General features: G+C 70.9%; 28 protein-coding genes and 1 pseudogene. 18 read left to right on the top strand and 11 right to left on the bottom strand.

The genetic code is table 11. The features are described 5' to 3' along the window. Positions 1-91 precede the first annotated feature (91 nt). Positions 92-439, top strand: coding sequence for an antibiotic biosynthesis monooxygenase family protein (locus A7B20_RS06930; protein ID WP_102107840.1), 348 nt, complete (start codon positions 92-94; stop codon positions 437-439). On the opposite strand, the gene A7B20_RS06925 is transcribed toward A7B20_RS06930, so the two are convergent. The 7 genes from A7B20_RS06925 to ubiA form a co-directional block, all read right to left on the bottom strand. Continuing rightward, positions 436-1,752, bottom strand: coding sequence for an ABC transporter permease family protein (locus A7B20_RS06925; RefSeq protein WP_102107839.1), 1,317 nt, complete (start codon positions 1,750-1,752; stop codon positions 436-438). The genes A7B20_RS06930 and A7B20_RS06925 overlap by 4 nt on opposite strands. Continuing rightward, positions 1,745-2,416 carry an ABC transporter ATP-binding protein gene (locus A7B20_RS06920; protein WP_102107838.1) on the bottom strand — a complete coding sequence of 224 codons (672 nt, stop codon included), beginning with the start codon at positions 2,414-2,416 and terminating at the stop codon, positions 1,745-1,747. Before A7B20_RS06920 ends, A7B20_RS06925 begins: the two co-directional genes overlap by 8 nt. Then, positions 2,409-2,831 carry a hypothetical protein gene (locus A7B20_RS06915; protein ID WP_102107837.1) on the bottom strand — a complete coding sequence of 141 codons (423 nt, stop codon included), beginning with the start codon at positions 2,829-2,831 and terminating at the stop codon, positions 2,409-2,411. Before A7B20_RS06915 ends, A7B20_RS06920 begins: the two co-directional genes overlap by 8 nt. A 105-nt stretch (positions 2,832-2,936) precedes the next feature. Further along, positions 2,937-4,430, bottom strand: a complete 1,494-nt coding sequence (locus tag A7B20_RS06910; protein ID WP_102107836.1) for an alkaline phosphatase — start codon at positions 4,428-4,430, stop codon at positions 2,937-2,939. A gap of 247 nt (positions 4,431-4,677) precedes the next feature. After that, positions 4,678-5,007 carry a hypothetical protein gene (locus A7B20_RS06905; protein ID WP_102107835.1) on the bottom strand — a complete coding sequence of 110 codons (330 nt, stop codon included), beginning with the start codon at positions 5,005-5,007 and terminating at the stop codon, positions 4,678-4,680. Next, positions 4,994-6,973, bottom strand: coding sequence for an OmpA family protein (locus A7B20_RS06900; protein ID WP_102107834.1), 1,980 nt, complete (start codon positions 6,971-6,973; stop codon positions 4,994-4,996). The genes A7B20_RS06905 and A7B20_RS06900 overlap by 14 nt, the downstream gene beginning before the upstream one ends. A 72-nt stretch (positions 6,974-7,045) precedes the next feature. After that, positions 7,046-8,008 carry a 4-hydroxybenzoate octaprenyltransferase gene (ubiA, locus tag A7B20_RS06895; protein ID WP_102107833.1) on the bottom strand — a complete coding sequence of 321 codons (963 nt, stop codon included), beginning with the start codon at positions 8,006-8,008 and terminating at the stop codon, positions 7,046-7,048. Between the two features lie 11 nt (positions 8,009-8,019). Here ubiA and A7B20_RS06890 point away from each other — a divergent pair, with 11 nt between their 5' ends. From A7B20_RS06890 to A7B20_RS06875, 4 genes are all read left to right on the top strand, one after another. Further along, complete coding sequence (locus tag A7B20_RS06890) at positions 8,020-8,742, top strand: 16S rRNA (uracil(1498)-N(3))-methyltransferase (protein ID WP_102107832.1); 723 nt, start codon at positions 8,020-8,022, stop codon at positions 8,740-8,742. Next, positions 8,739-9,590 carry a GNAT family N-acetyltransferase gene (locus A7B20_RS06885; RefSeq protein WP_102107831.1) on the top strand — a complete coding sequence of 284 codons (852 nt, stop codon included), beginning with the start codon at positions 8,739-8,741 and terminating at the stop codon, positions 9,588-9,590. Before A7B20_RS06890 ends, A7B20_RS06885 begins: the two co-directional genes overlap by 4 nt. Beyond that, complete coding sequence (locus A7B20_RS06880; RefSeq protein ID WP_102107830.1) at positions 9,587-10,117, top strand: hypothetical protein; 531 nt, start codon at positions 9,587-9,589, stop codon at positions 10,115-10,117. The genes A7B20_RS06885 and A7B20_RS06880 overlap by 4 nt, the downstream gene beginning before the upstream one ends. Before the next feature lie 64 nt (positions 10,118-10,181). Beyond that, positions 10,182-11,552, top strand: a complete 1,371-nt coding sequence (locus A7B20_RS06875) for a glutamate--cysteine ligase (RefSeq protein WP_102107829.1) — start codon at positions 10,182-10,184, stop codon at positions 11,550-11,552. A 112-nt stretch (positions 11,553-11,664) separates the two neighbouring features. Here A7B20_RS06875 and A7B20_RS06870 read toward each other — a convergent pair whose 3' ends face one another. Further along, positions 11,665-12,261, bottom strand: coding sequence for a 5-formyltetrahydrofolate cyclo-ligase (locus A7B20_RS06870; protein WP_102107828.1), 597 nt, complete (start codon positions 12,259-12,261; stop codon positions 11,665-11,667). 7 nt (positions 12,262-12,268) lie between these two features. Further along, positions 12,269-13,657 (bottom strand): magnesium transporter, encoded by a 1,389-nt coding sequence (gene mgtE, locus A7B20_RS06865; RefSeq protein ID WP_102107827.1) that lies wholly within the window; start codon positions 13,655-13,657, stop codon positions 12,269-12,271. 106 nt (positions 13,658-13,763) lie between these two features. On the opposite strand from mgtE, the gene guaD reads away from it, so the two are divergent. Then, the gene (gene guaD, locus A7B20_RS06860) at positions 13,764-15,080 is read left to right on the top strand and encodes a guanine deaminase (RefSeq protein ID WP_102107826.1); all 1,317 of its coding nucleotides are present in this window, start codon (positions 13,764-13,766) and stop codon (positions 15,078-15,080) included. A 28-nt stretch (positions 15,081-15,108) separates the two neighbouring features. Beyond that, positions 15,109-15,705 carry a LysE family translocator gene (locus tag A7B20_RS06855; RefSeq protein ID WP_102107825.1) on the top strand — a complete coding sequence of 199 codons (597 nt, stop codon included), beginning with the start codon at positions 15,109-15,111 and terminating at the stop codon, positions 15,703-15,705. A 33-nt stretch (positions 15,706-15,738) separates the two neighbouring features. Here A7B20_RS06855 and A7B20_RS06850 read toward each other — a convergent pair whose 3' ends face one another. Next, entirely contained in the window at positions 15,739-16,371 is a 633-nt protein-coding gene (locus A7B20_RS06850) for a transglycosylase domain-containing protein (RefSeq protein ID WP_157937618.1), read from the bottom strand. A 149-nt stretch (positions 16,372-16,520) separates the two neighbouring features. On the opposite strand from A7B20_RS06850, the gene A7B20_RS06845 reads away from it, so the two are divergent. The 3 genes from A7B20_RS06845 to A7B20_RS06835 are packed head-to-tail and all read left to right on the top strand — an operon-like array spanning position 16,521 to position 19,653. Continuing rightward, entirely contained in the window at positions 16,521-17,519 is a 999-nt protein-coding gene (locus A7B20_RS06845) for a DMT family transporter (protein WP_102107823.1), read from the top strand. Then, positions 17,516-19,294: an SLC13 family permease gene (locus A7B20_RS06840; RefSeq protein WP_102107822.1), complete on the top strand. Its 1,779-nt coding sequence runs from the start codon at positions 17,516-17,518 to the stop codon at positions 19,292-19,294. The genes A7B20_RS06845 and A7B20_RS06840 overlap by 4 nt, the downstream gene beginning before the upstream one ends. After that, positions 19,261-19,653: a hypothetical protein gene (locus A7B20_RS06835; RefSeq protein ID WP_157937617.1), complete on the top strand. Its 393-nt coding sequence runs from the start codon at positions 19,261-19,263 to the stop codon at positions 19,651-19,653. The genes A7B20_RS06840 and A7B20_RS06835 overlap by 34 nt, the downstream gene beginning before the upstream one ends. Before the next feature lie 117 nt (positions 19,654-19,770). Here A7B20_RS06835 and A7B20_RS06830 read toward each other — a convergent pair whose 3' ends face one another. Further along, a complete protein-coding gene (locus A7B20_RS06830; protein ID WP_102107820.1) occupies positions 19,771-20,916 on the bottom strand; it encodes a lytic murein transglycosylase in 1,146 nt (381 codons plus the stop codon). Positions 20,917-21,306: 390 nt separating this feature from the next. Here A7B20_RS06830 and A7B20_RS06825 point away from each other — a divergent pair, with 390 nt between their 5' ends. The 8 genes and pseudogenes from A7B20_RS06825 to A7B20_RS06790 form a co-directional block, all read left to right on the top strand. Next, a complete protein-coding gene (locus A7B20_RS06825; RefSeq protein ID WP_102107819.1) occupies positions 21,307-21,492 on the top strand; it encodes a hypothetical protein in 186 nt (61 codons plus the stop codon). Then, complete coding sequence (locus A7B20_RS06820; RefSeq protein ID WP_102107818.1) at positions 21,485-21,739, top strand: hypothetical protein; 255 nt, start codon at positions 21,485-21,487, stop codon at positions 21,737-21,739. Before A7B20_RS06825 ends, A7B20_RS06820 begins: the two co-directional genes overlap by 8 nt. Positions 21,740-21,843: 104 nt before the next feature. Then, entirely contained in the window at positions 21,844-22,584 is a 741-nt protein-coding gene (locus A7B20_RS06815; protein WP_102107817.1) for a YebC/PmpR family DNA-binding transcriptional regulator, read from the top strand. Between the two features lie 82 nt (positions 22,585-22,666). After that, entirely contained in the window at positions 22,667-23,293 is a 627-nt protein-coding gene (locus A7B20_RS06810; RefSeq protein ID WP_102107816.1) for a hypothetical protein, read from the top strand. 97 nt (positions 23,294-23,390) lie between these two features. Then, a complete protein-coding gene (ybgC, locus tag A7B20_RS06805; RefSeq protein ID WP_102107815.1) occupies positions 23,391-23,789 on the top strand; it encodes a tol-pal system-associated acyl-CoA thioesterase in 399 nt (132 codons plus the stop codon). 136 nt (positions 23,790-23,925) lie between these two features. Continuing rightward, positions 23,926-24,621 (top strand): protein TolQ, encoded by a 696-nt coding sequence (gene tolQ, locus A7B20_RS06800; protein ID WP_102107814.1) that lies wholly within the window; start codon positions 23,926-23,928, stop codon positions 24,619-24,621. 1 nt (position 24,622) lies between these two features. Further along, positions 24,623-25,123, top strand: a complete 501-nt coding sequence (gene tolR, locus A7B20_RS06795; RefSeq protein WP_102107813.1) for a protein TolR — start codon at positions 24,623-24,625, stop codon at positions 25,121-25,123. A 10-nt stretch (positions 25,124-25,133) separates the two neighbouring features. Further along, positions 25,134-25,345: pseudogene (locus tag A7B20_RS06790) on the top strand (energy transducer TonB); the annotation flags it as partial.

The following is a 25,345-nucleotide window of genomic DNA, read 5'->3' as shown; positions in this document are numbered from 1 at the left end:
GCGGGTTCCGTCCTCGCGGACGCCCGTGGACCGGCCCGGCGCAACGTGAGACAACGACGCGCCACAAGCTGAACGGCATGGAGGACCGCCAATGATCGCCGTCATCTTCGAAGTCGAACCGGCCGAGGGCCGCCGCGACGAATACCTCGACATCGCCGCCGCCATGCGCCCGATGGTCGATGAGGTCGAGGGCTTCCTCGGGGTCGAGCGGTTCCAGAGCCTGACCAACCCGGAAAAGCTCCTGTCGCTGTCCTTCTTCGAAGACGAGGACGCCGTCGCCCGCTGGCGCACGCTCCACGCCCACCGCTCGGCGCAGGCGAAGGGCAGGGGCGGGGTCTTCGCGGGTTACCGGCTGCGCGTCGCCCATGTCCTGCGCGACTACGGCATGACCGACCGCGCCGAGGCGCCGGCGGACAGCCGCGACGCCCACGGCGGCTAGGCGCGCAAGCCCTCGATCACCGGCGCGCGCAGGGCCGCGGCGGCGGGCAGCAACGCGGCGAGACTGGCGAGCGACAGGAAGGCCGCGGCGAGGTGAACCTCGGTCCAGCCGAGCGAGGTGTGCAGGAGGATCTCGGTCCGCGCGCCGATGATCCGCGACAGCACCGCCGCCGCCCCCCAGCCGAGCGCGACGCCCAGAACGGTCCCCGCAGCCAGCAGCGCCGTGCCATGGCACCAGACGACGGCGAGGACGAAGCGCGCAGGCGCCCCGAGCGCCCGCAAGAGCGCCATCTGGCGGCGCGTCAGCCGCGACAGGATGAACAGGCCCAGAAGCACGCTGACCGCCACCAGCCCCTGGCTGACCAGCGCCATCAGCGACATCGCCGCCCGCACGTCCCCCATGATCCCGTAGAACTGCGAGAGCACCGCGCCGGGGAAGAAGGCCATCGTCCCCGGCTCTCCGTTGAATTGACTGCGCAGCGCATAGGCCGCGGCCAGCGACTCGGGCCGGACCACCACGGCGGGGGTTCCGGGGAAATAGGCGGCGTCGAAGGGCGGCCCCACCTGCTCGGCCCGCTCCGGCGCATGGCCGGCCGCCAGTCCGTGAACCTCCCAGACCGTCTCGACCGGCACCAGCACGGCCCGGTCCCAGGGTGTGCCCGTCGGCGGCAGCCGTCCGGTGACGGTGAAGTGTTCGCCCGCGTGAGCATCGCTCTCGGCGGAAGGCCCCGTGCCGTGGGCGGGCTCGATCCCGGCCCCGAGCGGCAGGCCCAGACCCGCGCCCACCACCGCCTCGCCATGCTCCGCCCAGATCCGCCCCTCGGCCAGGGCGCCGCCGGAGAGGTGCGTCACGAACTCCGCCGTCGTTCCGACCACGGGCGCGCCGTCCACGCTGTCCCCGAAGGCCAGCGGCGCCGCGAACGCCACGCCCCGCGCCTGCGCGATCGCCTCATAGGCGGCACCGTCCAGCAGGCTCACGTCGCTCGGTTGCAGGAACACGGCGGCCAGCAGCAGCGTGATCTCGCTGCCCGGCGCACCGATCACGAGGTCGAACGGGTCGGCGGCGGCGGCCGTGCCCTGCCGCAGCGCCCGCTCCTGTGCGATCAGCCCGATCCCCGTGCCGACCGCCACCGCGATCAGCAGCGCGAAGATCAGGACCGGCCAGCGGAACCGCCACAGGATCGCGCGGGCCAGTGGCCAGGGCGCGAAACCGCGGGTGACGACCAGCCCCGTCACCAGCAGCGGCAGCAGGAGAAGCGCCAGCACGGCAACGTCCTGCACCCCCGCGGGCAGCCCGTCCCAGAGGTCACGCATCGGCCAGGGTCCCGTCCTTCAGCGCGATCACCCGGTCCATCCGGGCCAGCAGCGCCTCGTCGTGGCTGACGGCGACCAGCACCTTGCCCGGCCCCGCCGCAGCCGCCAGCAGATCGCCCGCCAGCGCCTCGGCCGCCTCGCGGTGCAGGTTCGCCGTCGGCTCGTCGGCCAGCAGGATGTCCGGCCCATGGGCCAGCGCACGCGCCACGGCGACCCTCTGCCGCTCGCCGCCGGACAGCGTCGGCACCGCGCGCCGCCCGTCCGGAACGCCTAGCCGCTCCAGCAGGGCCCCGGCCCGCGCCTTCAGGGGCGCCCTGTCCCCGCGGGTACGGTAGAGTGTCGAGACACTGGCATTGCCGAGCGCGTCGAGCTCGTCGAACAGCAGGAAGTCTTGGAACACGATGCCCATGCGCCGCGCCCGGAACGCCGCCCGCCCCCCGCCACGCAGCGCCAAAAGATCGAGACCGCCCCACAGCACCTGCCCGGTGGCCCGCGCATCCAGCCCCGCCAGCGCGAAGAGCAGCGTCGATTTCCCCGCCCCCGACGGCCCCCGGATCCCCAGCGTCGTCCCCGGCGCAAGGTCCAGGGCGGGCAGCGAGAGCAGCACCCGCTCCCCCTCCCGCACCACGAGATCGCGCACCGACAGGGCGGGCGTCTCAGCCATAGGTGGCGTCGGTCAGCCGCACGAGGCTCCAGAATCCCGTGTCGGGGTCCTTGTAGCCGCCCGCCTCCAGCACGCCGCGCACCTCGATGCCGACGTTGAACGGCGTCACCTCGACCGTGCGCTTGGTGTAGACGGCGATGATGTCGTCGGGCCACTCGGCGGAGGTCTCGCAGAAGGGACAGACCGCCATCGGCCGCTGGGTCAGCACGAAGAACGACGAGTCGGCCTTCAGCGGCGGCGCCATGAAGCCCGCGAAGGTCGCCCGCTCGCCCACCAGCGACTGCGCGAGGTCCGACAGGCTCCGGTCGCGCGCGTAGAGGTCGCGGATCTTCAGCGGCCCCTCCGCCGCGCGCAGCAGGGCAGGGGCGGCGAGCGCGGGGGCGAGGGTGGCCAGGAACAGGCGTCGCGACAGCATCTTGTCCTCCGGAGGATCTGGATTCGGCCCGCGGGGATGCACCCCGGGCGGGAAACGGCAGGGGCCGCGGATCGCGCCGCGGCCCCTTCGGTTGCAAGGCCGCCCCTACTTCGGGTTGGCGGCGTAGTTCATCACGTGGAAGATCTCGTTCTGCTCGATCACGCCGTTGAACAGGTGCGCCCAGGGCCCCTTGGCATAGACCGCCACGTCCTCGCCCGAGTGGGTCTCGGACGACATCGGCACCAGCGCGGGCTGGAGGAAGTCGAGGTCGGTCGCCTGCTCCTGGGTCAGCTCGGGATAGCTGCCGGAATAGCTGCCGTCCGCCTGCTCCTTCAGCACCGACCCGGCGCCGTTCAGGAAGCCCGCGACGGTGTAGGGCTTGCCGTTGGCGCCCAGCAGCGGCTCGCCGGTGTTCTTCTCGCCCGCCTCGTCTATGCCCATGCAGAGCCCCAGGATGTCCGAGCCGCGGCCGCAGTAGCCGTTGAAGGCGATGGCGTGCTCGTGGTCGGCGGTGACGATGATCAGCGTGTCGGCGTCGTCGGTCAGCTCGTCCGCCTTGGCGACGGCCTCGGCGAAGGCGACGCCGTCGCGCACGGTGCGGGCGAGGTTGCCGTCGTGGTTGGCGTGGTCGACCCGGCCGGCCTCGATCTCGAGGTAGTAGCCGTTCTCGTTGCCCGACAGCGCCTTGATCGCGGCCTCGGTCATCTCGGCCAGCGACGGCTCGCCCGAGCGGTCGGCCTCGTACATCATGTGCGAGGGTTCGAACAGGCCCAGGATCGGCGCGTTGCCGGGGGCCTGCATCGCCAGGAACTCGTCCTCGGTCTGGACATAGGCGCCGCCCATGTCGACGATCTCCTGCGCCAGGTTGCGCCCGTCGGTGCGCTTGCCGGTCTTGCCTTCCGCGTCGGTCACGTCCTCGGGGATGAAGTGGCGCCGCCCGCCGCCCATGGCGAGGTCGATCACCCCGGCCTGCATCTGGTCGAACAGCTGCATCGCGATGTCCTTCTGGGCGCAGCCCTCGGGCACCAGCGAGTTGTCCTCCCAGTCGCGGTTCACGGTGCGGGCATAGACGGCCGCCGGGGTCGCGTGGGTGATCCGCGCGGTCGAGATCACGCCCACCGACTTGCCTTCCTCCGACACGATCTCGGCGAAGGTCTTCGTGCCGGCCTTGGCGCCCGCCTCGCAATCGCCGACGGCGACGCTGTCCATGATGTTGATCAGGTCGTTCTTCGTCTTCACGCCCGAGTTCATCGCGGCCGCGGTGGGTGCCGAATCGGGCGTCTGGCCGTTGGTCGAGTAGGTCTTCACCAGCGCCAGGTTCGGGAACGCCTCGTAGGGCAGGACGAAATCGTCGCCGAGGCCCCCGGCCTGCTGGCCCATGAAGATCCGCGTGGCATAGTTGGTGCCGACGCCGTTGCCGTCGGCCACCAGCAGGATGATGTTCTTCGCGCGGCCGGTGTTCGGCTGGCGCGCAAGACGCTCCTGGATCGCGGCCTGGCCGTTGGCGAACCACTGGTTCGAGGCCTGCGGCAGGTCCTGCGCGTTCACGGCCCCGGCGGCCAGCAGCGCCGCGACGGAGGCGGAAATCGTGTTCTTCATCGGTGTCCCCATTTCTCTGACGGGCACCGCGCGATGGCGGCACCCAGAACGGTACTCCCGATAGAGGCGCTTGTTGACAGTTTGATGACTGGCGGGACGGTCGTGGCGGCGACCGTGCTCCCGCCTCGGCCCGATCCGCAGCGTCGGGCCCCGGGGGGCCGACGCCCCCATCCTTGCTTCAGAAAATCCCCGCCGGAGCCATCCCCGGCCAGCCCCCCGCGCCGCCCTCGCCGGGCCGGGCGTGCGCTCAGACGTTCTGGTTCACCCGCTCGATATAGTCGCGCAGCTCCTCCGCCTCGTGGCGGGCGTCGCGCAGGCCCTCCATGGCGGCGCGCAGCTCGGCCTCGGTCTGGGCCAGCTGGTTGTTCATCTCCGCCTCGCGGCTCTGGACATAGGCGATGGCCTCGTCGCGGGTCTGCTCGGCCTCGTGGAGCTGCTGGGCGAGGTTGTCGAGTTCGCCGATGTCGCTCTGGCTGACGCGGGACAGGCGGTGGACCAGCCAGCTGGCGAACCAGCCCAGCATGAAGGCGACGAACAGGACGATCGCGGTCGCGATGATGAATTCAGTTCTGTTCATTTGCCGTCCCCGCGCCGCCCGTGATCGTGTCTTCGTCGCCGCTGCCTTCCGCCGCCGGGGCGTCGCCGGTTCCGGCGTCCGCTGCGGCGGCGTCCGCCCCGTCGCCCCCCTCCGGTGTCCCGGCGTCGGAGGCCGCGGTCTCGGCGCCCTCGGGCACTATCAGCTTGAACTCGATCCGTCGATTGGCTTCGCGCCCTTCCTCGGTCTCGTTGGTGGCGATCGGGCGCTCCTCGCCGAAGCCGACGGCGGTCAGGTTCGCCGTCGCCACCCGCCGCGCGGCGAGCGCGGTCAGCACCGACTCGGCCCGCGCCTGGCTCAGCTGCTGGTTCATCACCTCGCGGCCCTGGCTGTCGGTATAGCCGCCGATCTCCATCTGCACGTCGTCGCAGGTGCGCAGCAGCTCGGCGATCTTGTCCACCGTCTCGCGCGCGTCGGCGTCGATCTCGGCCGAGCCGGGGGCGAAGGTGATCTTGCGCGCCGCCAGCACCTGGTTGATCTGGTCGACGCATTCCTCGGGCGTCGGCAGGCCCAGCACCGGGTCGAGCTTCTTGTCGTAGCGGATGTCGAGCTTGAACTTGCCCTGGGCGCCCAGCTGGTCACCGAGGATCCGCGTGACGTCGGCGCGGGCGTCGGGGTTGCCGCTGACTCCCTTCACCTCGACCACGTCGGGTTTCACGACGATCGAACCGCTGTTCAGCTGCACCAGCGCCTTCAGCGCCGCGAGGATCCGCGGCGACCAGCCGTCGGGCAGGGCCTCGTCCGAGCGCAGGCTGTCCTCGACCTTCTCGATGCCGAACCGCGCGCGGGCAAAGCTCGTCACCACGGTGCGGGCGCGGTCGTCGCGGATCCGGCCCGAGAGCTTCACCATGCCCTTGTCACCCTTGGTGGCGGTGAACTCGGGCGGGCCCTTGCCCTCGGCGCTTTGCTGCTCGGCCTTCTCGGGCAGCACCGAGGTCAGCGAGAAGGCGGCGGGCAGGGCGCCTTCCAGCTGGCCGACGGCGGCATCGAAATCGGCCTGGGTGGCGTTCTCGTCGGCGACCAGCGTCACGTCCACGTCCGAGAGCGTGACCGATCCGGCGCCGAGCGCGGCCAGCGCCTGGATCGACGCCTCGGCCGCCTTCGGCCAGTCCGGGCTCGGCACGCCGAGGCCGATGGTGCAGTCCACCGGCTCGGGCACACCGGCGGCGAGCGCGGCGGCGACGATGCGGGCGCGCCCCTGCTCGGTCGCGGCCGAGCAGGCGTCGAACCGTGCGCCGTCGCCGTCGATCAGGAAACGCAGGGTGAAGGGGGTGATGACGGGCCGCGGCGCCGCGATGTCGAGCACCAGTTCCAGCCCCGCGGGCTTCACCGAGGTGAGGTCGGTCTCGAGCTGCTTCTTGTGCAGCCGGCTGTCCGAGATCGCGCTGACCGTCACCTGGTCCGCAGCGATCGACACCTTCGCGCGGCCCAGCCGCTCGAGCGCGCGGATGCCGTAGGCGACGGCGTGCTCCCAGCCGTCGGGGGCGGGGAAGTCGGCGGTCTCCAGCAGGTCCGACACCTGGCCCGCGCCCTTGATCGCAAGGATCCGGTCCATCAGCGCGGCGCGGTCGGTCGCGGCCGGGACAAGGCCGATCAGCGACACCCCGGTGCCGTTCTTCAGGATCTCGATCGAGAAGTGCGGCGCGTCGATCTTCTCGGCCGCGGCCACCTCCAGCCCGTCGATGACCCGCGCCGAATCGACGATGTTGTTGGCCACGGTCAGCGCGCGGAAGCGGCTGGCCTCGTCCGGGGCCGTGCCCGCCAGCCCCACCTGCAACCCGTTGGCCGAGACGGTGACCCAGTCGTATCCCTTGTCCCGCATCGCCGTCGTGACCTGCTGGACCGAGGTCCGCTCGATCTGCTCGACCGCGAAGCTGGCCGAGAAGATGCTGACGACGGCGGCGATGGTGAAGGCGAACACGGCGGGAAGGTAGGAGGACAGTCTCATCCGGGGCTCCGGTGGCTCTGATCTTCTGTCGATCATCGGGCCGTCTTTACTGCTGCCCGCCCGGGGGGGCAATCAAACCAGCTGTGATAGCGCGAGAAACAGCGCAGCGATCAGCCCCGCGTCGCGGTTCGACCGGAACAGCCGCATGCAGAGGTCCGGATCGCCGGTGTCGAGCCGCCCGAGCTGCCAGGCCAGGTGCCAGCCCATCGCCCAGGGCGCGCCGAGCGCCAGCGCGAGCGTCAGCGGGTTCGCCGGGCCGGCGAGCGCGAGGATCACCGCCGCGCTCATCAGCAGCACCGTGGCGACGAGGAACCGGCGCAGCCAGACCGGCGAGCGCTCGCCGAACAGCCGCGCGGTGGACTTCACCCCGATCAGCGCGTCGTCCTCGGCGTCCTGGTGGGCATAGATCGTGTCGTAGAACAGCGTCCAGGCGATCCCCGAGAGATACAGCAGCACCGCCGGCCAGCCGAGGCTGCCGGTATGGGCCGTGTATGCCAGCAGCACGCCCCAGTTGAAGGCGAGGCCCAGGAACACCTGCGGCCACCAGGTGAACCGCTTGGCGAAGGGATAGATGCAGACCAGCGCCAGTGAGCCGATGCCGAGGGCGATGGCGGCGAGGTTGAAGGTCAGCAGGATGCAGAACGCCAGCAGCGACTGCGCCACCAGCCAGACCAGCGCCCCCTTCACCCCGACCTGCCCCGAGGGGATCGGCCGCGACCGAGTCCGCGCCACCGACCCGTCGATGTGGCGGTCGGTGATGTCGTTCCAGGTGCAGCCCGCGCCGCGCATCAGGAAGGCGCCGATGGCGCAGCCGACCGCGATCCAGAGGTCCGAGAGCCCGAACTCCCCGGTCATCGCGGTGGCCAGGAGCAGCCCCCACCAGCAGGGCAGGAGCAGCAGCCAGGTGCCGATGGGCCGGTCGGCGCGGGACAGGCGCAGGTAGGGGCGGGCGGCCGCCGGGGCCAGCCGGTCGACCCAGTTGCCCTTGACGGCGTCGGCCACCTGTCCTTCAGGTGTCCCCGATGTGTCGGACATGGAGCGGTTCCTTGGCTGCGAAGATCAGGCTGTTTGTAGACCAGCCCCTGTCTCCGGGGCAATCGGTTGCCCTGAGCGACGCCCAGGCGCACTATCTCTTCGGCGTGATGCGGCTGGCCGAGGGGGCGCCGGTGACGCTGTTCAACGGCCGCGACGGCGCCTTTTCCGCCGAGGTGGCCCGCGCCCACAAGCGCAATGGCACCCTTGCAGTGGTCGAGCGGACCGCGCCCATGGTGCCGCCCCCCGACCTCTGGCTGCTGTTCGCGCCGATCAAGAAGGCCCGCACCGATTTCATCGTCGAGAAGGCGGTCGAGATGGGGGCGGCGCGGATCTGTCCCGTCCAGACCGACTTCACCAATTCCGAGCGCATCCGCCAGGACCGCCTCCAGGCCCACGCCGTCGAGGCCGCCGAGCAGTGCGGCGCGACATACGTTCCGGAGGTGGCCGAGCTCGCGAAGCTCTCCGCGCTGCTTGACCGCTGGCCCGAGGGCCGCCGCCTGATGTTCTGCGACGAATCCCTCACCGGCGAACCCGCCCGCCTGGCCGCCGCCAAGCCCGGCCCCTGGGCCATCCTGATCGGCCCCGAAGGCGGCTTCTCGGACCCTGAGCGCGCCCGCCTCCACGGGCTGCCCTTCGCGACGCCGGTCAGCCTCGGCCCCCGGATCCTGCGCGCCGATACCGCCGCGGTCGCGGCGCTGACCCTCTGGCAGACCACGCTCGGGGACTGGCGATGAGCTGGCACGCCGCCACCGGGGCCGACGTGCCGGAGATCGAGGCCTTCCTCTCCGCCCGCCTCCAAACCTCGATGTTTCCCTTGGGCAATCTCGCAGCCCACGGGCTTGGCGGCGGCCACCCGCGCGCGCTGAACGTCCTGCTGCGAAGGTCGCCAAAGGTCGACGCCGTCTTCGCCGTCACCAACGAGGGGATGATCCTGCCGCAGGTCCCCCCGCTCATGGAGACCGACTGGCAGGCCCTCCGCGAAGTCTTCCTCGGGCCCTTCATCGGCGCAGCGGGCGAGGCCACGCAGGTCCGCGCCACGCTCCGCGCATTCGCCCTCGACACCGCGCCCACGCGGGTGGGCGAGGATGAACAGGGCTACATGATCGACCTCTCCGACCTCATCTTGCCCGACACGACCCGGGCAACCCTGCACCCCATCGACGCGGCCAACGTCGCCCTCGCCACCGAGTGGCGTGCCGCCTATCACGTCGAAGTCCTCGGCACCCCCGCCGACGAGGCCCAGGCCAAAGCGGCCCAGGACATCGCCCACTACATCGAACAGGACAGCCACCGCCTGCTCTGCCGCGACGGCGCCCCCGTCGCGATGACCGGCTTCAACACCCGCTGGCGCGACGCCGTGCAGGTCGGCGGCGTCTTCACCCCGCCGGAGCTGCGCCGCCGCGGCCACGCCGCCCGCGCGCTCGCCCTCCACCTGGCCGAGGCGCGAGGGGCGGGCGCCGCCCGCGCCGTCCTCTTCGCCGCCTCCGAAGCCGCCGCCAGCGTCTATCGCGCCCTCGGCTTCACGCGGGGCGAGGATTTCGCCCTCGTCCTCTTCGACGGCCCGCAGGGCGCCACCCCGTGACCGGCTTCCTGCGCCCCGAGGCCCGCGCGGCCCTCCACCGCTGGCGCGATGCCATCGTCGGCGGCGTGCTGCTGGTTCCGGGCCTCGGCTGGCTCACCGGCGGCACCGGCCTCCTGCGCCCCATCGGCGCGGCGCTCGCGCTGCTCGGGGCCGGCATGCTGATCCAGGGCATCCGGCGCGCCCGCTTCCCCGCGGGGGGCGGCGGCGCGGGGATGGTCGAGGTGACCGAGCGCCAGATCACCTATTTCGGCCCCGAGAGCGGCGGCGCCGTCTCGATCGACAGCCTTGCGCGGATCGAGGTCCGCCGCCACGGCCGCCGGAAGGGCCCGGCGGGGATGGACTGGATCCTGCACGCGGACGGCGCGCCGCCCCTGACCATCCCGGGCGACGCCGAGAACGCGTCGGCCCTGTTCGACGCCCTCGCGCCGCTGCCCGGCGTCGACTATGCGCGGGCGATCGAGGCGGGCAACAGCCGCGCACACGGCCTGTTCGTCATCTGGCAGAAGCCCCGCCTTAGGCTGCATTGACAAGGCCGGAAAATCCTTCCAACCCTCGGGTTCCCTGCGCCCAAACGATCCGGAGACCTCGCCCATGTCCATCCCCCAGTCCGGCGGCGGCCCGATCGAGAACTTCGCGCAGCTCGCCGACTACATGGCCTCGGGCTGCAAGCCGAAGGACGCCTGGCGCATCGGCACCGAGCACGAGAAGTTCGGCTATTGCAAGGACACGCTGCTGCCGCTGCCCTACGAGGGGGAACGCTCGATCCACGCCGTCCTCGCGGGCCTGAGGGACCGCTTCGGCTGGAAGCCCGTGACCGAGGCGGGAAAACTGCTGGGACTGGAGAAGGACGGCGCCAACGTCAGCCTCGAACCGGGCGGCCAGCTGGAGCTTTCCGGCGCCCCGGTCGAGACGATCCACCAGACCTGCGACGAGGTGAACGAGCACCTGCGCGAGGTGAAGTCGGTGGCCGACGAGATCGGCGTCGGCTTCATCGGCCTCGGCGCCGCGCCGGAATGGACGCACGAGCAGATGCCGCTGATGCCCAAGGGCCGCTACAAGCTGATGGACAGCTACATGGGCCGCGTCGGCACCCACGGCACCCAGATGATGCGCCGCACCTGCACCGTGCAGGTGAATCTCGACTTCTCGTCCGAGGCCGACATGGTCCAGAAGCTGCGCGTCGCCATCGCGCTGCAACCCGTCGCCACCGCGCTTTTCGCCAACTCGCCGTTCTTCGAAGGGAAGAAGAACGGTCACAAGTCCTGGCGCTCCCGCGTCTGGCGCAGCCTCGACGACGCCCGCACCGGGATGGTGCCCTTCGTCTTCGACGCGGGCTTCGGGTTCGAACGCTGGGCCGAGTACGCGCTCGACGTGCCGATGTACTTCGTCTACCGCGACGGAAGGTACATCGACGCCCTCGGCCAGTCGTTCCGCGACTTCCTGAAGGGCGAGCTGCCCGCGCTGCCCGGCGAGACGCCGACCCTGTCGGACTGGGCCGACCACCTGACGACCCTGTTCCCCGAGGCGCGGATCAAGAAGTTCATCGAGATGCGCGGCGCGGACGGCGGCCCATGGCGGCGGCTGTGCGCGCTCCCGGCCTTCTGGGTGGGCCTGATGTACGACCAGGGCAGCCTCGACGCCGCCTGGGACATGGTGAAGGGCTGGGACGCCGGGACCCGCGAGGCGCTGCGCGTCGCCGCCTCGGAACAGGGGCTCCAGGCGAAGGTCGGCGAGCTGTCGATGCACGACCTCGCCCGAGAGGCGGTGGCGATCGCCGAGGCGGGGCTCAAGGCCCGTGCCCGTCCCGGCGCGGGTGGCCTCGTCCCGGACGAGACGCATTTCCTGAACGCGCTGAAGGAATCGGTCGAGACGGGGCGCACCCCCGCCGACGAGCTGCTGGCGGAATACGACGGCCCCTGGCAGGGCGACCTGAAGCGGATCTACGCCGAACACAGCTACTGAGCCCGTCGCGGCGAGACCCCCGCCAGGGATCCCCCCTCTCCCTCGGGAGAGGGGGGCAGGGGGGTGAGGGGGCGCCGCCCGTCATTCGATACGCGGCGGCGAAGCGTGCCCGCTACTCCGGCGTGAGGACGCCCCGCTCGGTCACGACGTGATCCAGCGGCTGGTCGTTCGGATCGAAGGGCAGGCGCTCCGCCTCCTGTGCCGCGAAGGCGAAGCCGATGGCAAGCGTCGGCCGCCCGGCGCGCAGAACCTCGAGCGTGCGGTCGTAGAAGCCCCCGCCGTAGCCCAGCCGCGCGCCCGTGGCGGTGAAGGCGAGGAGCGGGACGATCAGGATCCCGGGCACCATCCACTCGGGGGCCTCGGGGACCATGGCGCCGAACGGACCGGGGACCAGGGGCGTGTCCGGCGTCCAGCGGGCGAAGCGCAGCGGCATGTCGCGCCCCGGGATCACCGGCACGCCGACGGGCCCGTGGCGCGCGGCCTCGGCCATCGCCGGAAGCGGGTCGATCTCGGTCCGGATCGGCAGGTAGCCCGAAAGCGGCCTGCCGCGGTGCTGCCGGAGGATGTCCGACAGGTGGCGGCAGGAATCGGCGGGACGCGCGGCGAAGGCCGCCTTGCGGCGGGCATGGGCCGCGGTGCGGGCCAGGGCCTTGGCGGCGGCGAGGTCGGCGGCCGGGTCGTCTGCGGGTTCGGGGGTTTCCTGTGCCATCGCGGCCTCAGATCAGCAGGAAGGCGGCGAGGCCGAGGAAGGCGAAGAAGCCGACGACGTCCGTCACCGTGGTCACGAAGGCCCCGGAGGCGAGCGCGGGATCGACGCCCACCTTCTCCAGCGTCAGCGGCACCAGCACCCCGGCCAGCCCCGCCACGACGAGGTTGATGATCATCGCCGCGCCGAGGACGATGCCCAGCATCGGCGTGCCGAACCAGACCATGCCGATCGCCCCCATCAGCACCGCGAAGACGCAGCCGTTCAGGAACCCCGCCACCAGTTCCCGCCGGATCACCCTGAGCGCGTTCGACCGCGTCAGGTCGCGGGTGGCGAGCGCGCGCACGGCCACGGTCATCGTCTGGGTCGCCGCGTTGCCGCCCATCGAGGCCACGATGGGCATCAGCACCGCCAGCGCCACCACCGCGGCGAGGGTCGATTCGAACTGCGCGATCACGGCCGAGGCCAGGATCGCGGTGCCGAGGTTGATGGCGAGCCATGGAAAGCGCTGGCGCACGATCGTCAGGGTGCTGTCCGACAGGCTCTCGTCGCCGACCCCGGCGAGGCGCAGGATGTCCTCCTCGTGCTCCTCGTCCAGCACGATCATCGCGTCGTCGATGGTGATGACGCCGACAAGGCGCCCGTCGTCGTCCACCACCGGGGCCGAGATCAGGTGGTACTGGTTGAAGGCATAGGCGACGTCGCCCTCCTCCTCGTCCACGTCGAAGGTGCGGAAGCTCGTCTCCAGCAGGTCGGTCAGCTTCGTGTCGCGCCGCGCCGCCATCAGCTTGCCGAGCGCGACATAGCCGGTGGGACGCAGCCGCGGGTCGACGAGGATGAGATGATAGAACTGGTCGGGCAGGTCGTCCTTGTTCCGCATGTAGTCGATGGCCTCGCCCACGGTCCAGTGCTCGGGCGCCATCACCACCTCGCGCTGCATCAGGCGGCCGGCGGAGTATTCCGGGAAGGACAGCGCGCGCTCGACGGCGAGGCGGTCGGCGGCCTCCAGCACCTCGAGGATCGCGTCCTGCTGCGGCTTCTCGAGGTCTTCCAGCAGGTCGACGACGTCGTCGGATTCCATTTCGCGCACGGCGTCCGACAGCACCTGTGGCGACAGGGCCGAGATCACGTCCTCGCGGATCGACTCGTCGAGCTCGGACAGGATCTCGCCGTCGAACTCCTTGCCGTAGAGCGTGATGAGCGCGCGCCGGTCGGAACTGTCGATCTGTTCCAGGAGGTCGGCGATGTCGGCGGCGTGCAGCGGCTCCATCAGCCGCGTCAGCTCGGCCGCGTCGCCGTTCTCGACCGCCTCCAGGATCGCCGCGACCGTCTTCTGGTCCAGCGCATAGGCGTCGTCCTCGTCCTCTCTCTCCTCGGTGACGACGTCCTGATCGCTCATGCGGATCTCCCCTGTCTGGCGTTGCGCGGACCATAGGGCAGGGCAGGGGGTGCGGCCAGCGGATAAGGGGAATTTACCTTGCTTCGGGGCCGCCGTAGGAAGGGGAATGTCCGCCGCTCCCTCCCCCCTGTCCACCGCTCCCGCGCAGCTGATCCTCGGTCAGCTGCTGCCGTTCCACGCCGATCCCTTCGCCGTCCCGCCGGACGAGGCGGTGCGCCACGAACGCCGCGGCGCGGTGCTGGTCGAGGGCGGGACGATCCGCGCCACCGGCGCCGCCGACGCGCTGCGCGCGGCGCACCCGCAGGTGCCGGTCCGCGACATGGGCGAGGCGCTGCTGCTGCCGGGGTTCGTCGACGCCCACGTGCACTTCCCCCAGACTGGGATCATCGCGAGCTGGGGCAAGCGGCTGATCGACTGGCTGAACAGCTATACCTTCCCCGAAGAGATGCGCCTGTCCGACCCGGACTATGCCGCCGCGATCGCGGCGCGGTTCTTCGACCTGACGCTGGCGAACGGCACCACCACCGTCTGCTCCTTCGCCACCTCCGATCCGGTCAGCGTCGAGGCCTTCTTCGCCGAGGCGGCGGAGCGGGGGCTGCGCGCGGTGGCGGGCAAGACCTGCATGGACCGGAACGCGCCCGAAGGGCTCTGCGACACCGCGCAGTCGGCCTATGACGACAGCAAGGCGCTGCTTCGGCGCTGGCACGGGCGGGGGCGGCTGGAATACGCGATCACGCCGCGCTTCACGCCGACGTCGAGCCGCGAGCAGCTGCACGCGCTCGGTGCGCTCTGGCGCGAGCATCCGGACTGCCTGATGCAGACCCACCTCTCGGAGCAGCTGGACGAGATCGCCTGGGTGAAGGACCTGCACCCGCAGGCGCGCGACTATCTCGACACCTACGAATCGGCGGACCTGCTGGGCGAGCGGGCGCTGTTCGGCCACGCCATCCACCTTGCCCCGCGCGAGGTCGACCGGCTGGCCGAGGCCGGGGCGGCGCTGGTCCATTGCCCGACCTCGAACACTTTCATCGGCTCGGGCCTGTTCGACATGGCGGGGCTTAAGGCGCGCGGCCTCCCGGTGGCGCTGGCGACGGACGTGGGGGGCGGGTCGTCCTTCTCGATGCTGCGGACCATGGCCGCGGCCTACGAGATCGGCCAGCTGCGCGGCACGCCGCTGCATCCCGCGCAGCTTCTGTGGCTCGCGACAGAAGGCTCGGCCCGGGCGATGCACATGGCGGATCGCGTCGGCACGCTGGCCGCGGGGTCCGAGGCCGACCTCGTCGCGCTCGACCTCGCCTCGACCCCCGCCATCGCGCAGCGGGCGGACCGGGCGGCGGACATCTGGGAAGCGGTGTTCCCGACGATCATGATGGGCGACGACCGCGCCATCGCCGGTGTCTGGGTCGCGGGACGGCGCCAGTGACCCGAGGCGCCCGCACGGACACCGGGCGATGCTGACCTTCGCCGCCGCCGTCTTCTTCCTGATCGTGACACCCGGCCCCGGCGTCCTGTCCACCGCGGGGGTCGGGGCGGGGTTCGGGGCGCGGGCCGGGATGCGCTATGTGCTGGGGCTGTTCATCGGCACCAACCTCGTTGCCCTGGCGGTGGTCAGCGGGCTGGCGGCGGCTCTGCTGGCGGCGCCCGCGATCCGCACGCTGCTGGTCGTCGCCTCCACCTGCTACCTGCTTTACCTCGCGCTGAGGATCGCCTTCGCGGGCGCCCGCCTCGCCTTCATCGAGGCCGAGCGGCCCCCTGGCATCGTCGGCGGGCTGATGCTGCAGGCGATCAATCCCAAGGCCTATGCGGTCAACACGGCGCTGTTCTCGGGCTTTCCCTTCCTGCCGGGCAGTCCCGGGGCCGAGATGGCGGCGAAGTTCCTGATCCTGAACCTGATCTGGGTGCCGATCCACCTCGGCTGGCTCTGGCTCGGGATCGCGCTGAACCGGCTGGACCTGCCGCCGCGCACCCAGCGGGCGATCAACGTCGCCATGGCGGCGTCGATGCTGCTGGTCGTGGCCCTTGCCGCCCTGTCGCAACTGCGCGGCTGACCCCTTTCCGAAAGTCGCAGGCCGGGCGCCCCCTCAGCGCGCGCAGGTTCCGGGCACCGCCAGCGTCCCGAGCGGCTGCGCCCGCGCCGCCTCCGCCTCCTCCGCGTCCAGGGCGCCGGTCTTCACCATCTCGCCCAGCACGAAGTCGCGCCGCCCGGTCGCGCGGGCGAGGTCGCGCACCGGATGGAAGCGGGCAGGGGCCTTCGGCAGGGCCGCGAGGAAGGCGAAGTCTCCGGGGCCGAGCTCCCCGATCTCGCGCCCGAAATAGGCGCGCGCCGCGCCCTCGATCCCGAAGCAGCCCTGGCCGAAGAACACGCGCCGGGCGTACCAGTCGAGGATCTCTTCCCAGTTGAGCGTGGTGCCGATGGCGATGCCGGCCGCCATCCGCGACAGGCGGTCCGCCGAGGGGTCGGGATACCAGGCGGCGATCGCCAGCGAGATGGTCGAGGCCGCGGGTGGGCGGTCGAAGAAATCTCGGTCCTCCGCGGCCACCAGCGCGGCAAGGGCGAGCGGGGGCAGGGGGTCCGTATCCTCGACCGCCGCGGCATAGGCGGCGCGGATCGCGTCGGGCTGGAGCGCGGCGGGAAGCTCCGTCTGCGCCGTACCGGGGCCGGGTGGAAGGCCCAGGGCAAGGACAAGGACCGTGCATTGAACGAAACCCGACATCTGCCTTCTCCCGCTCCGCTGCCGCCAGTCTACGCCGATCCGCCGCGGGCCGCCAAGCCCCCGGCCCCGTCCGCACATCGGCCCGCACCCTTGCCCCCGCCGGCCGATTGCGGCAGGGGTTCCGGAAACCACACCCGAAAGGCAGGACGATGCGGCGCGAGACCCTGGAACTGATGGGCGTTCTGGTGCTGCTCGGCATCGGCTGGGGGGCGACGCAGCCGCTGGGCAAGATCGCGGTCTCGACCGGGCACCAGCCGCTGGGGCTGATCTTCTGGCAGCTGACGCTTGGCGCGCTGATCCTCGGCACGGTGCAGGCGGTGCGGGGGCGGGGACTGCCGGGCGGGCGGCGGCAGGTGGGCTTCTACCTGCTGATCGCGCTGATCGGGACGGTGCTGCCGAACTCGGCCTCCTACGCCGCGATCCGGCACCTGCCCTCGGGCGTGATCTCGATCCTCCTGTCCCTGGTGCCGATGTTCGCCTTCCCGGTGGCACTCGCGATGCGCAACGAGGGCTTCTCGAAGGCGCGCCTCCTCGGCCTGCTGCTGGGGGCGACGGGGGTGATCCTGCTGGCCGCGCCGGAAACGGCGCTGCCCGACCCGGCGATGGCGGTGTTCCTGCCGCTCGCGCTGGTCGCGCCGCTGTTCTATGCGCTGGAAGGCAACGTCGTCAGCCGCTGGGGCACCCACGGGCTCGACCCCGTGGAGGTGCTGCTCGGCGCCTCCATCGCGGGGGCCGTCGTGGCGCTGCCGCTGGCGGTCGTCACGGGCCAGTGGGTGAACCCGCTGGCCGATCCGGGTCCGCCCGAGGTGGCGATCCTGGTCTCGGCCGTGATCCACGCCGTCGTCTACACCACCTATGTCTGGCTCGTCGGGCGGGCCGGCGCGGTCTTCGCGGCGCAGGTCAGCTACCTCGTGACCGCGGCGGGGCTGCTCTGGGCCATGGCGCTGCTCGGCGAGCGCTACACGGGCTGGATCTGGGCGGCGGTGGCGGTGATGTTCGCCGGCCTGTTCCTGGTCCAGCCGCGCCCGCGCCTGCCGGACCTCGAAGACACACCCGGCGGTGGCGCGCGACATCGAGGGCTTGATCGGTCGGGCCGGGCGGATATGGTCGCCGACGGCCTGCCCGGCCCGGAGATGCGCGAACGATGACCTATTTCAGCTTCGACCCGATGACGCAGGCGATCCTGTGCTTCGTGGTCGTCGTGGTGATGTTCGTGATGTTCGCGCGCGAGACCTATCCGACCGAGGTGGTCGCCATCGCGGGCGCGTCGCTGATGTTCGTCCTCGGCCTGCTGCCCTACGACGACGCCATCGCCGTGTTCTCGAACCAGGCGCCCTGGACCATCGCCGCGATGTTCCTGATCATGGGCGGGCTGGTCAGGACCGGCGCGCTGCAATGGCTGACCGAACAGGCGGACCGGCAGGCCGAGAGCGCGCCGCGCCGCACCATCGTGATGTCGCTGGTGATCGTCGCCGCCGGCTCGGCCTTCATGAACAACACGCCCGTGGTCGTGGTGATGATCCCGGTCTTCGTGCAACTGGCCAAGCGCATGGGCATCTCGCCCTCGAAACTGCTGATCCCGCTCAGCTATGCCGCGATCCTCGGCGGCACGATCACGCTGATCGGCACCTCCACCAACCTCCTTGTCGACGGCGTGGCGCGGCAGTCCGGGATGGAAGGCTTCTCGATCTTCGAGATCGCGCCGCTCGGGATCCTGCAGGTCTGCATCGGCGGCGCCTACATGGCCATCGTCGGGCGCCGCCTTTTGCCCGAGCGGCAGACCATGGTGGCGATGCTCGGCGACCGGCGGAAGATGAAGTACTTCACCGAGGTCGCGCTGCCCGAATCCTCCTCTCTGATCGGCAAGCCGGTGATGGAGGCGGACCTGTTCAAGCGCGAGGGCGTGCGGGTGATCGACGTGCTGCGCGGCGACGCCTCGCTGCGCCGCCAGTTCCCCGACGTGACGCTGGAGGCCGGGGACCGGGTGGTGCTGAGGACCGAGATGGCCGAGCTGCTGGGCATGCAGCAGAGCGCCGACCTGCGCTCGGTCGACAAGCTGTCCTCGGTGCAGACCGACACGGTGGAAGTGCTGATCACGCCGGGCGCGCGGATGGTGGGCCGCTCGCTGGGCTCGATGCGCCTGCGTCGGCGCTACGGGGTCTATCCGCTCGCGGTGCACCGGCGGAACCAGAACATCGGGCGGCAGCTCGACGACGTGGTGGTGCGGGTCGGCGACACGCTGCTCCTCGAAGGCGCGCCCGCCGACATCCAGCGCCTCGCCGCCGACATGGACCTCGTCGACATCGCGAGGCCCTCGGACCTGGCCTATCGGCGCAACAAGGCGCCCGTCGCCATCGGCGCGCTGACCGGGGTGGTGATCCTCGCCGCGCTCGGCATCGCGCCGATCTTCGCGCTGGCGGTGGTGGCGGTGACGGTGATCCTGCTCAGCCGCTGCATCGACGCCGACGAGGCCTTCTCCTTCGTCGAGGGGCGGCTTCTGGCGCTGATCTTCGCGATGCTCGCCGTGGGCGCGGCGATGCAGTCCACCGGCGCGGTGACACTGCTGGTGGGCGCCCTGGAGCCATGGCTCGAACACCTGCCGCCGGTGGCGGTGATCCTCTGCCTCTACCTGATCGCCTCGACCCTGACCGAGATGGTTAGCAACAACGCCATCGGGGTGATCTTCACCCCCATCGCCATCGAGCTTGGCAATGCCCTCGGGCTCGACCCGCGGGGGCTGGTGGTGGCGGTGATGTTCGCGGCCTCGGCGGCCTTCTCGACCCCCATCGGATACCAGACGAACACGCTGGTCTACGGGCCGGGGGGGTACAAGTTCACCGATTACCTGCGGGTTGGCATCCCGCTCAACATCCTGCTGGGGCTGACCGCATGCGTGACCATCCCGCTGATCTGGCCGCTGTGAGGCGGCTCGGCCTCCTTCTGCTCTGCGCCGCGCTGGCGGGCTGCGGGGCGGCGCCGCGCTCCGCGCCGGTCCCGGCGTCCGCGACCGGAGGGGGCGGGGCCGCGCCGCGCCAGGCGATTCTCTACCGCGACACGGTGACGGTGCAGTTCTCCGACGCGAGCCTCTGCGTCGCGATCCGACCCGGCGCCGCGCGGCAGTGGAGCGGCACGCTCCAGGGCTGCCCGCACCTGCTGCCCTACCGGGTGGAGCTGCCCGCGGGCCGCCTCGCCCCGCGCCGGGTGCTGGTCAGGACCGAGGGCGGGGGCACCACGGTCCTGTCGCTGGAGAACGCCGCCTTCGGCCTGCCGGGGGGCGTCTGATCCGGCAGGACCGATTTCAAGGCGGCGCGTTCCGCGCCACGCCCTGTTCCCCATCCCCGCTTCGGCGGGGACGGGGCCCCGCCGCCCCTCGGCGCGCCGTGACGCGCTGCGGCGGCCTCAGCGCAGGCTGGCGAGCAGCGCGACCGAGGGTTCGCCCGTCACCGCCATGCCGCGGGCCTGCTGGTAGGCCGAGATCGCCGCGCGGCTGTTCGTCCCGATCACCCCGTCCGTGCCGCCGGTATCATATCCCGCGCGGGTCAGGCGGTTCTGGAGCTCCTGCCGGTCGGCCTTGGTGAGCCCGTTCTCGTCCGGCCCGAAGGTGCCCCGGAGCGGTCCCGCCCCGGCGATCCGGTCGGCGAGGTGGCCGACGCCGATCGCATAGGCGTCGGAGTTGTTGTAGCGCTTGATGACCCCGAAATTGCGCCCGACGACGAAGACCGGACCGCCCGCCTGCGGCTGGAGCGTCCGCCCGCCGACGGCGGCGCCGGGGCTGCCGGTCTCGCCGCCCCATGCCTCGCCCCGCCGCCAGCCGGAGCGGGAGAGGTAGTTGGCCGTGGAGGCCAGCGCGTCGGTGGGATCCTCGCTCCAGATGTCGCGCCGCCCGTCGCCGCGGAAGTCGACGGCATAGCCCAGGTAGGACGCGGGGATGAACTGCGTGTGGCCCATCGCCCCGGCCCAGCTGCCGGTCATGTTGGCGGGCGTCGTGTCGCCGTTCTGCAGGATCTTCAGCGCCGCCATCAGCTGGTTCTCGAAGAACTCGCCCCGCCGGCCCTCGTAGGCGAGGGTGGAGAGGCCGGAGACGACCGGCACCGTGCCCCGCCGCTCGCCGTACATGCTTTCGAGCCCCCAGACGGCGGTGACGATGGCGGCGGAAACGCCGTAGCGCGCCTCGATCTCGTTCAGCAGGCCGCGGTAGCGGGCATAGTTGGCGCGGCCCTTCGCCACCCGTTCGTCGCTGGCGGCGATGGAGAGGTAATCCTCGAGCGAGCGCTTGAACTCGGTCTGGTTCCTGTCGCGCTCGATCACGCCGGGCAGGAAGCCCGCGCCGCGGAAGGCGGTGTCGAGGGTGGCGGGCGCGATCCCGCGGGCGGCGGCGCGCCCCTTGAAGCCCGCGACCCAGGCGTCCCAGCCCGGGTTCGGCTGGGGCAGGAAGGCCGGGTCGGGGCCGCCGGCCGCGGGACCGGAGAAACGCGGCGCGGCACCGCAGGCCGAAAGCGCGGACAGCGCGAGACCCAGCGTGACGTTGCGTCGTGAAATGGACATGACTGCCGATCCTCATACGGTTCGTTTTTCGCCACTCTAGCGGCGGCGCCCCGGGGAGCAAAGGCGGAGGCGGACGATTAACGGTCTGGAAAGGCGACTCGGCGTTTTCTCTCCGACTGGCGATTCGCCCGGTCCGGCCCCAACGCCGCGACAATGCGGTGATCCAGGGCGGATTGTGCCCATTCGGCGCGTAAACCTGACTTATGGGTCAGGTTCCGCCCTGAGGCGGCCTGGCCACCTGTCTCAAAAGTCAGGTTTTTTGCCCATTTTTTAGGCTGACCTGTCCTGTCGGTCAGGATTCTCGCGGCAAATCCGGCCGCGCCTTATCCTTGCCCGGATTCCGACACGATTCAAAAACACCCTGAGGTTGCATCCAGATGGAGAACCGACATGACCCGCCGCTCTGCTCTGCCGCTCGTTCTCGGTACAGTCCTGTTCACCGCGTTGGCCATCCTGGCAGTCGCGGTCCTGCGGGCCGATCCCGTCCACCTGAGCCACGGTCTTGTCGCGATGATCCCGCTTGTCTGTGCCAGCCTGCTGCTGATGCGCGCCTGCCTGAGAGGTTCCGATGTCTGAGGCCAACTACATTCCCGACTACGCGCGCCAGCGCCTCGGCCTCGGAGAGGCGCTGATGCATCTCCGCCGCCCGGTCGCCTGTTTCCTGCTGGGGCTGACGCTCACCGCGATGCTCGTCGGCGTGGCGGTGGCGAGCATCGCCCTGGCCGACGACGGCTGGATGGCGCTGCTGCCGGGGGTCGCCCTGGTCTACGGCCTGTTCCAGCTGGCGATGTCGCGGATCCAGGCCTGGGACAGCGACCGCTGAACGCCCCTTCCCGCGCCCCCCGCCGCAAGGCTTGATGCACCCCCCCGGCTTGCGCTAGAGAGGCGCGCATCATCACGACAGTCGGGATCGGGAGAGTCGGAGCCATGGCAGGCCATTCGAAATGGGCGAACATCCAGCATCGCAAGGGGCGTCAGGACGCGGCCCGTGCGAAGGTGTTCTCCAAGCTGAGCAAGGAGATCACGGTCGCCGCCAAGATGGGCGACCCCGATCCCGACAAGAATCCGCGCCTGCGCCTCGCGGTGAAGGAAGCCAAGGCGGTCTCGGTTCCGAAGGACGTGATCCAGCGGGCGATCCAGAAGGCCGTCGGCGGCGACGCCGAGAACTATGACGAGATCCGCTACGAAGGCTACGGGCCGAACGGCGTGGCGGTGATCGTCGAGGCGATGACCGACAACCGCAACCGCACCGCGTCCAACGTGCGCTCGACCTTCACCAAGAACGGCGGCAACCTCGGCGAGACCGGGAGCGTGTCGTTCATGTTCGACCGCAAGGGCGAGATCATGTATCCCGCCTCGGCCGGGTCCGCCGACGACGTGATGATGGCCGCGATCGAGGCCGGGGCCGAGGACGTGGAGAGCGACGACGACGGGCACTGGATCTATTGCGCCGACACCGACCTGAACGAGGTCGCGACGGCGCTGGAGGCGCAACTCGGGGAGTCCGAGACGACGAAGCTGATCTGGAAGCCGCAGACCCGCACCGAGCTCGACCTCGAGAACGCGCAGAAGCTGATGAAGCTGATCGAGGCGCTGGAGGACGACGACGACGTGCAGTCCGTCACCGCCAACTTCGACATTTCCGAAGAGGTGGCTGCGGCGCTGTGATGGCGTATTGCCTGCCTCTCGCCGGCAGGATGGGTGATATCACCCATCCTACGCAAGACCCCCGTGCTCCGGGCCGCGGCCGATGACCCCCGAGGACGTCACCGCCCATTTCACCCGCGCCGACGGCAGCTTCGCCTTTGCGCGATGGGGGCGGCCGTTGGTGCCCGTGGTCTTCGGGGTCGAGGACGAGACGCTGCCGGTGGTGAAGGGCGCGATCGAGGCCGTTGTGACCCTCGCCGGGCACAAGATGGCCGAGACCGACCCCGAACTCGGCGCCAACCTGATGATCTTCTTCCTGCGCGCCTGGGACGACCTGACCGGCGTGCCGGGGCTGGAGCGGATGATTCCCGACCTCGGCCCGCTGCTCGACCGGCTGAAGGCGGCCGATGCCAACCAGTACCGCATCTTCCGCTTCGACGAGGCCGGGGCGATCAAGGCGGCCTTCGTGTTCCTGCGGATGGACGATCACCTGTCCTCGGTTTCGGCCGACACGCTGTCGCTGTCGCAGGCGGTGCAGACGATCCTGCTGTGGTCCGACACCGCCTTCACCACCCGCTCGCCGCTCGCCACCGTGCCATCGGGGCAGACCATCCTGCGCCCCGAGATCGGCGACCTGGTCCGCGCCGCCTACGATCCGGTCCTGCCGCCAGCCGCGCGCGACCCGTCCCATGCGCTGCGCCTCTTCGCGCGGATGAACCGGGCGGGCTGACGGCCCGCGCACTCCGGGCGGCGGCCAGGCGCCGGGGATTGCAGCCGCCCCGCCCTCCGTGCGACCCACGCACCTCGGACAGCCAAGGGGGACCGCCATGCAGGACGCCGTCCACAAATTCATCTGCCGCGTCTACTACGAGGACACGGATCTCGCCGGGATCGTCTATTACGCCAACTACCTGAAGTTCATCGAGCGCGGACGCAGCGAATGGGTGCGCAGCATCGGCATCGACCAGCGGCGGCTTCGCGCCGAGGAGGGGATCGTCTTCGCCGTCCGCCGGATCGAGGCGGATTACCTGAGCCCGGCGCAGTACGACGACGAACTGACCGTCACCACCGCCCTGGAAGCTGCGACCGGCGCGCGGCTGGTCCTGCGCCAGTCGGTGCTGCGCGGCGATACGCAACTGTTCCGCGCCCGCGTGACCCTGGCCGCCATCGGCGCGGACGGTCGCGCGGCGCGCCTGCCCGCCCCGCTGCGTGCCCGCCTGGGGTGATCCGACCCGGGCGAGGGGGGCGGCATCGGCGGGGAAACGGGCCTGTGATCCGAGGGGCGTTGGAATCCTTGCGGCGATACTATAGAATCGCGTTCCGAAGGTCGGCACAGAACGGCCGCGGAAAAGAGCAGGTCATATGGAAACGGAAACCCTCGCGCTGGCGCAGGATGTCGACTTCTCGCTGTGGGGCATGTTCGCCCACGCGACGCTGACGGTCAAACTCGTCATGCTGTTGCTGATCTTCGCCTCCTTCTGGGCCTGGGCGATCATCATCCAGAAACACATCGTCTTCGCCCGTGCCCGCCGCGAGGCCGCGCGCTTCGACGCCGCCTTCTGGTCGGGCGAGCCGCTGGACGAACTTTATGACAAGATCGGTCCCGACCCCTCGGGGCGGGCGGAGTCGGTCTTCGCCGCGGGCATGACCGAATGGCGCCGCTCGCACAGGAACGACGGCGCGCTGATCCCGGGGGCGCAGGCGCGCATCGACCGGTCGATGGACGTCGCCATCGCGAAGGAGTCGGAAAGCCTGGAGAGGGGCTTGCCGCTGCTTGCCACCGTCGGGTCCACCGCGCCCTTCGTCGGGCTGTTCGGCACGGTCTGGGGGATCATGAACGCCTTCATCGGCATCGCCCAGGCGCAGAACACGAACCTGGCCGTCGTCGCGCCGGGCATCGCCGAGGCGCTGCTGGCCACGGGCCTTGGCCTGATGGCGGCGATCCCGGCGGTCATCTTCTACAACAAGCTCTCGTCCGACCAGGACCGGATCGTGCGCGGCTACGAAAGCTTCGCCGACGAATTCGCCACCATCCTGTCGCGCCAGCTGGACAGCTGACATGGGGGCAGGGGTCATCGCGAAGGACAGCGGCGGCGGCGGCGGACGTCGGCGCCGCAGGAGCCGCAGGAAGCCTATGTCGGACATCAACGTCACGCCCTTCGTGGACGTGATGCTGGTGCTTCTGATCGTCTTCATGGTGGCCGCCCCGCTGCTGACCGTGGGCGTGCCGATCGACCTGCCGAAGACCAGCGCCGAGGCGCTGCCGGTCGAGAACGAGGAGCCGCTGACGATCACGCTCACCGGCGACGGCCGGATCCTGCTGATGAACAACGAGACCGAGAGCCTGGACCTGATCGCCCAGCTGCGCGCCATCGCGGCCGAGCGGACGTCGGACAAGGTCTTCGTGCGCGCCGACGGCACCATTCCCTATGAACGGGTGGTGCAGCTGATGGGGGCGCTGAATTCGGCGGGTTTCTCCAACATCGGGCTCGTCACTGATTCCGGCGGCCCGCGTCTCGACGGGACGGACCCGGCGCCGCAGACCGGCACAGGGAACTAGGGGGCCGCCCGTGAACACCGGCCACTACATCTCGGGAGGCGCGCACCTTCTGCTGATCGGCTTCGCGCTGTTCGGCGGAATGTTCTCGAGCGAACCGCTGCCGCCCCCCGAGGTCGCCAACGTCACGCTGATGAGCGAGGAGCAGTTCGCCGCCCTGACCCGCCCCGACGTGGCGCCCGAGGCGGCGCAGCCCGCGGGCACCGAACCGCCCGAGGCGCCGCC

Source organism: Oceaniglobus roseus, from assembly GCF_002869745.1.
GTDB lineage: Bacteria > Pseudomonadota > Alphaproteobacteria > Rhodobacterales > Rhodobacteraceae > Oceaniglobus > Oceaniglobus roseus.
The sequence above is the reverse complement of the archived record's forward strand: the minus strand, read 5'-3'. Positions and strand labels throughout refer to the sequence as shown.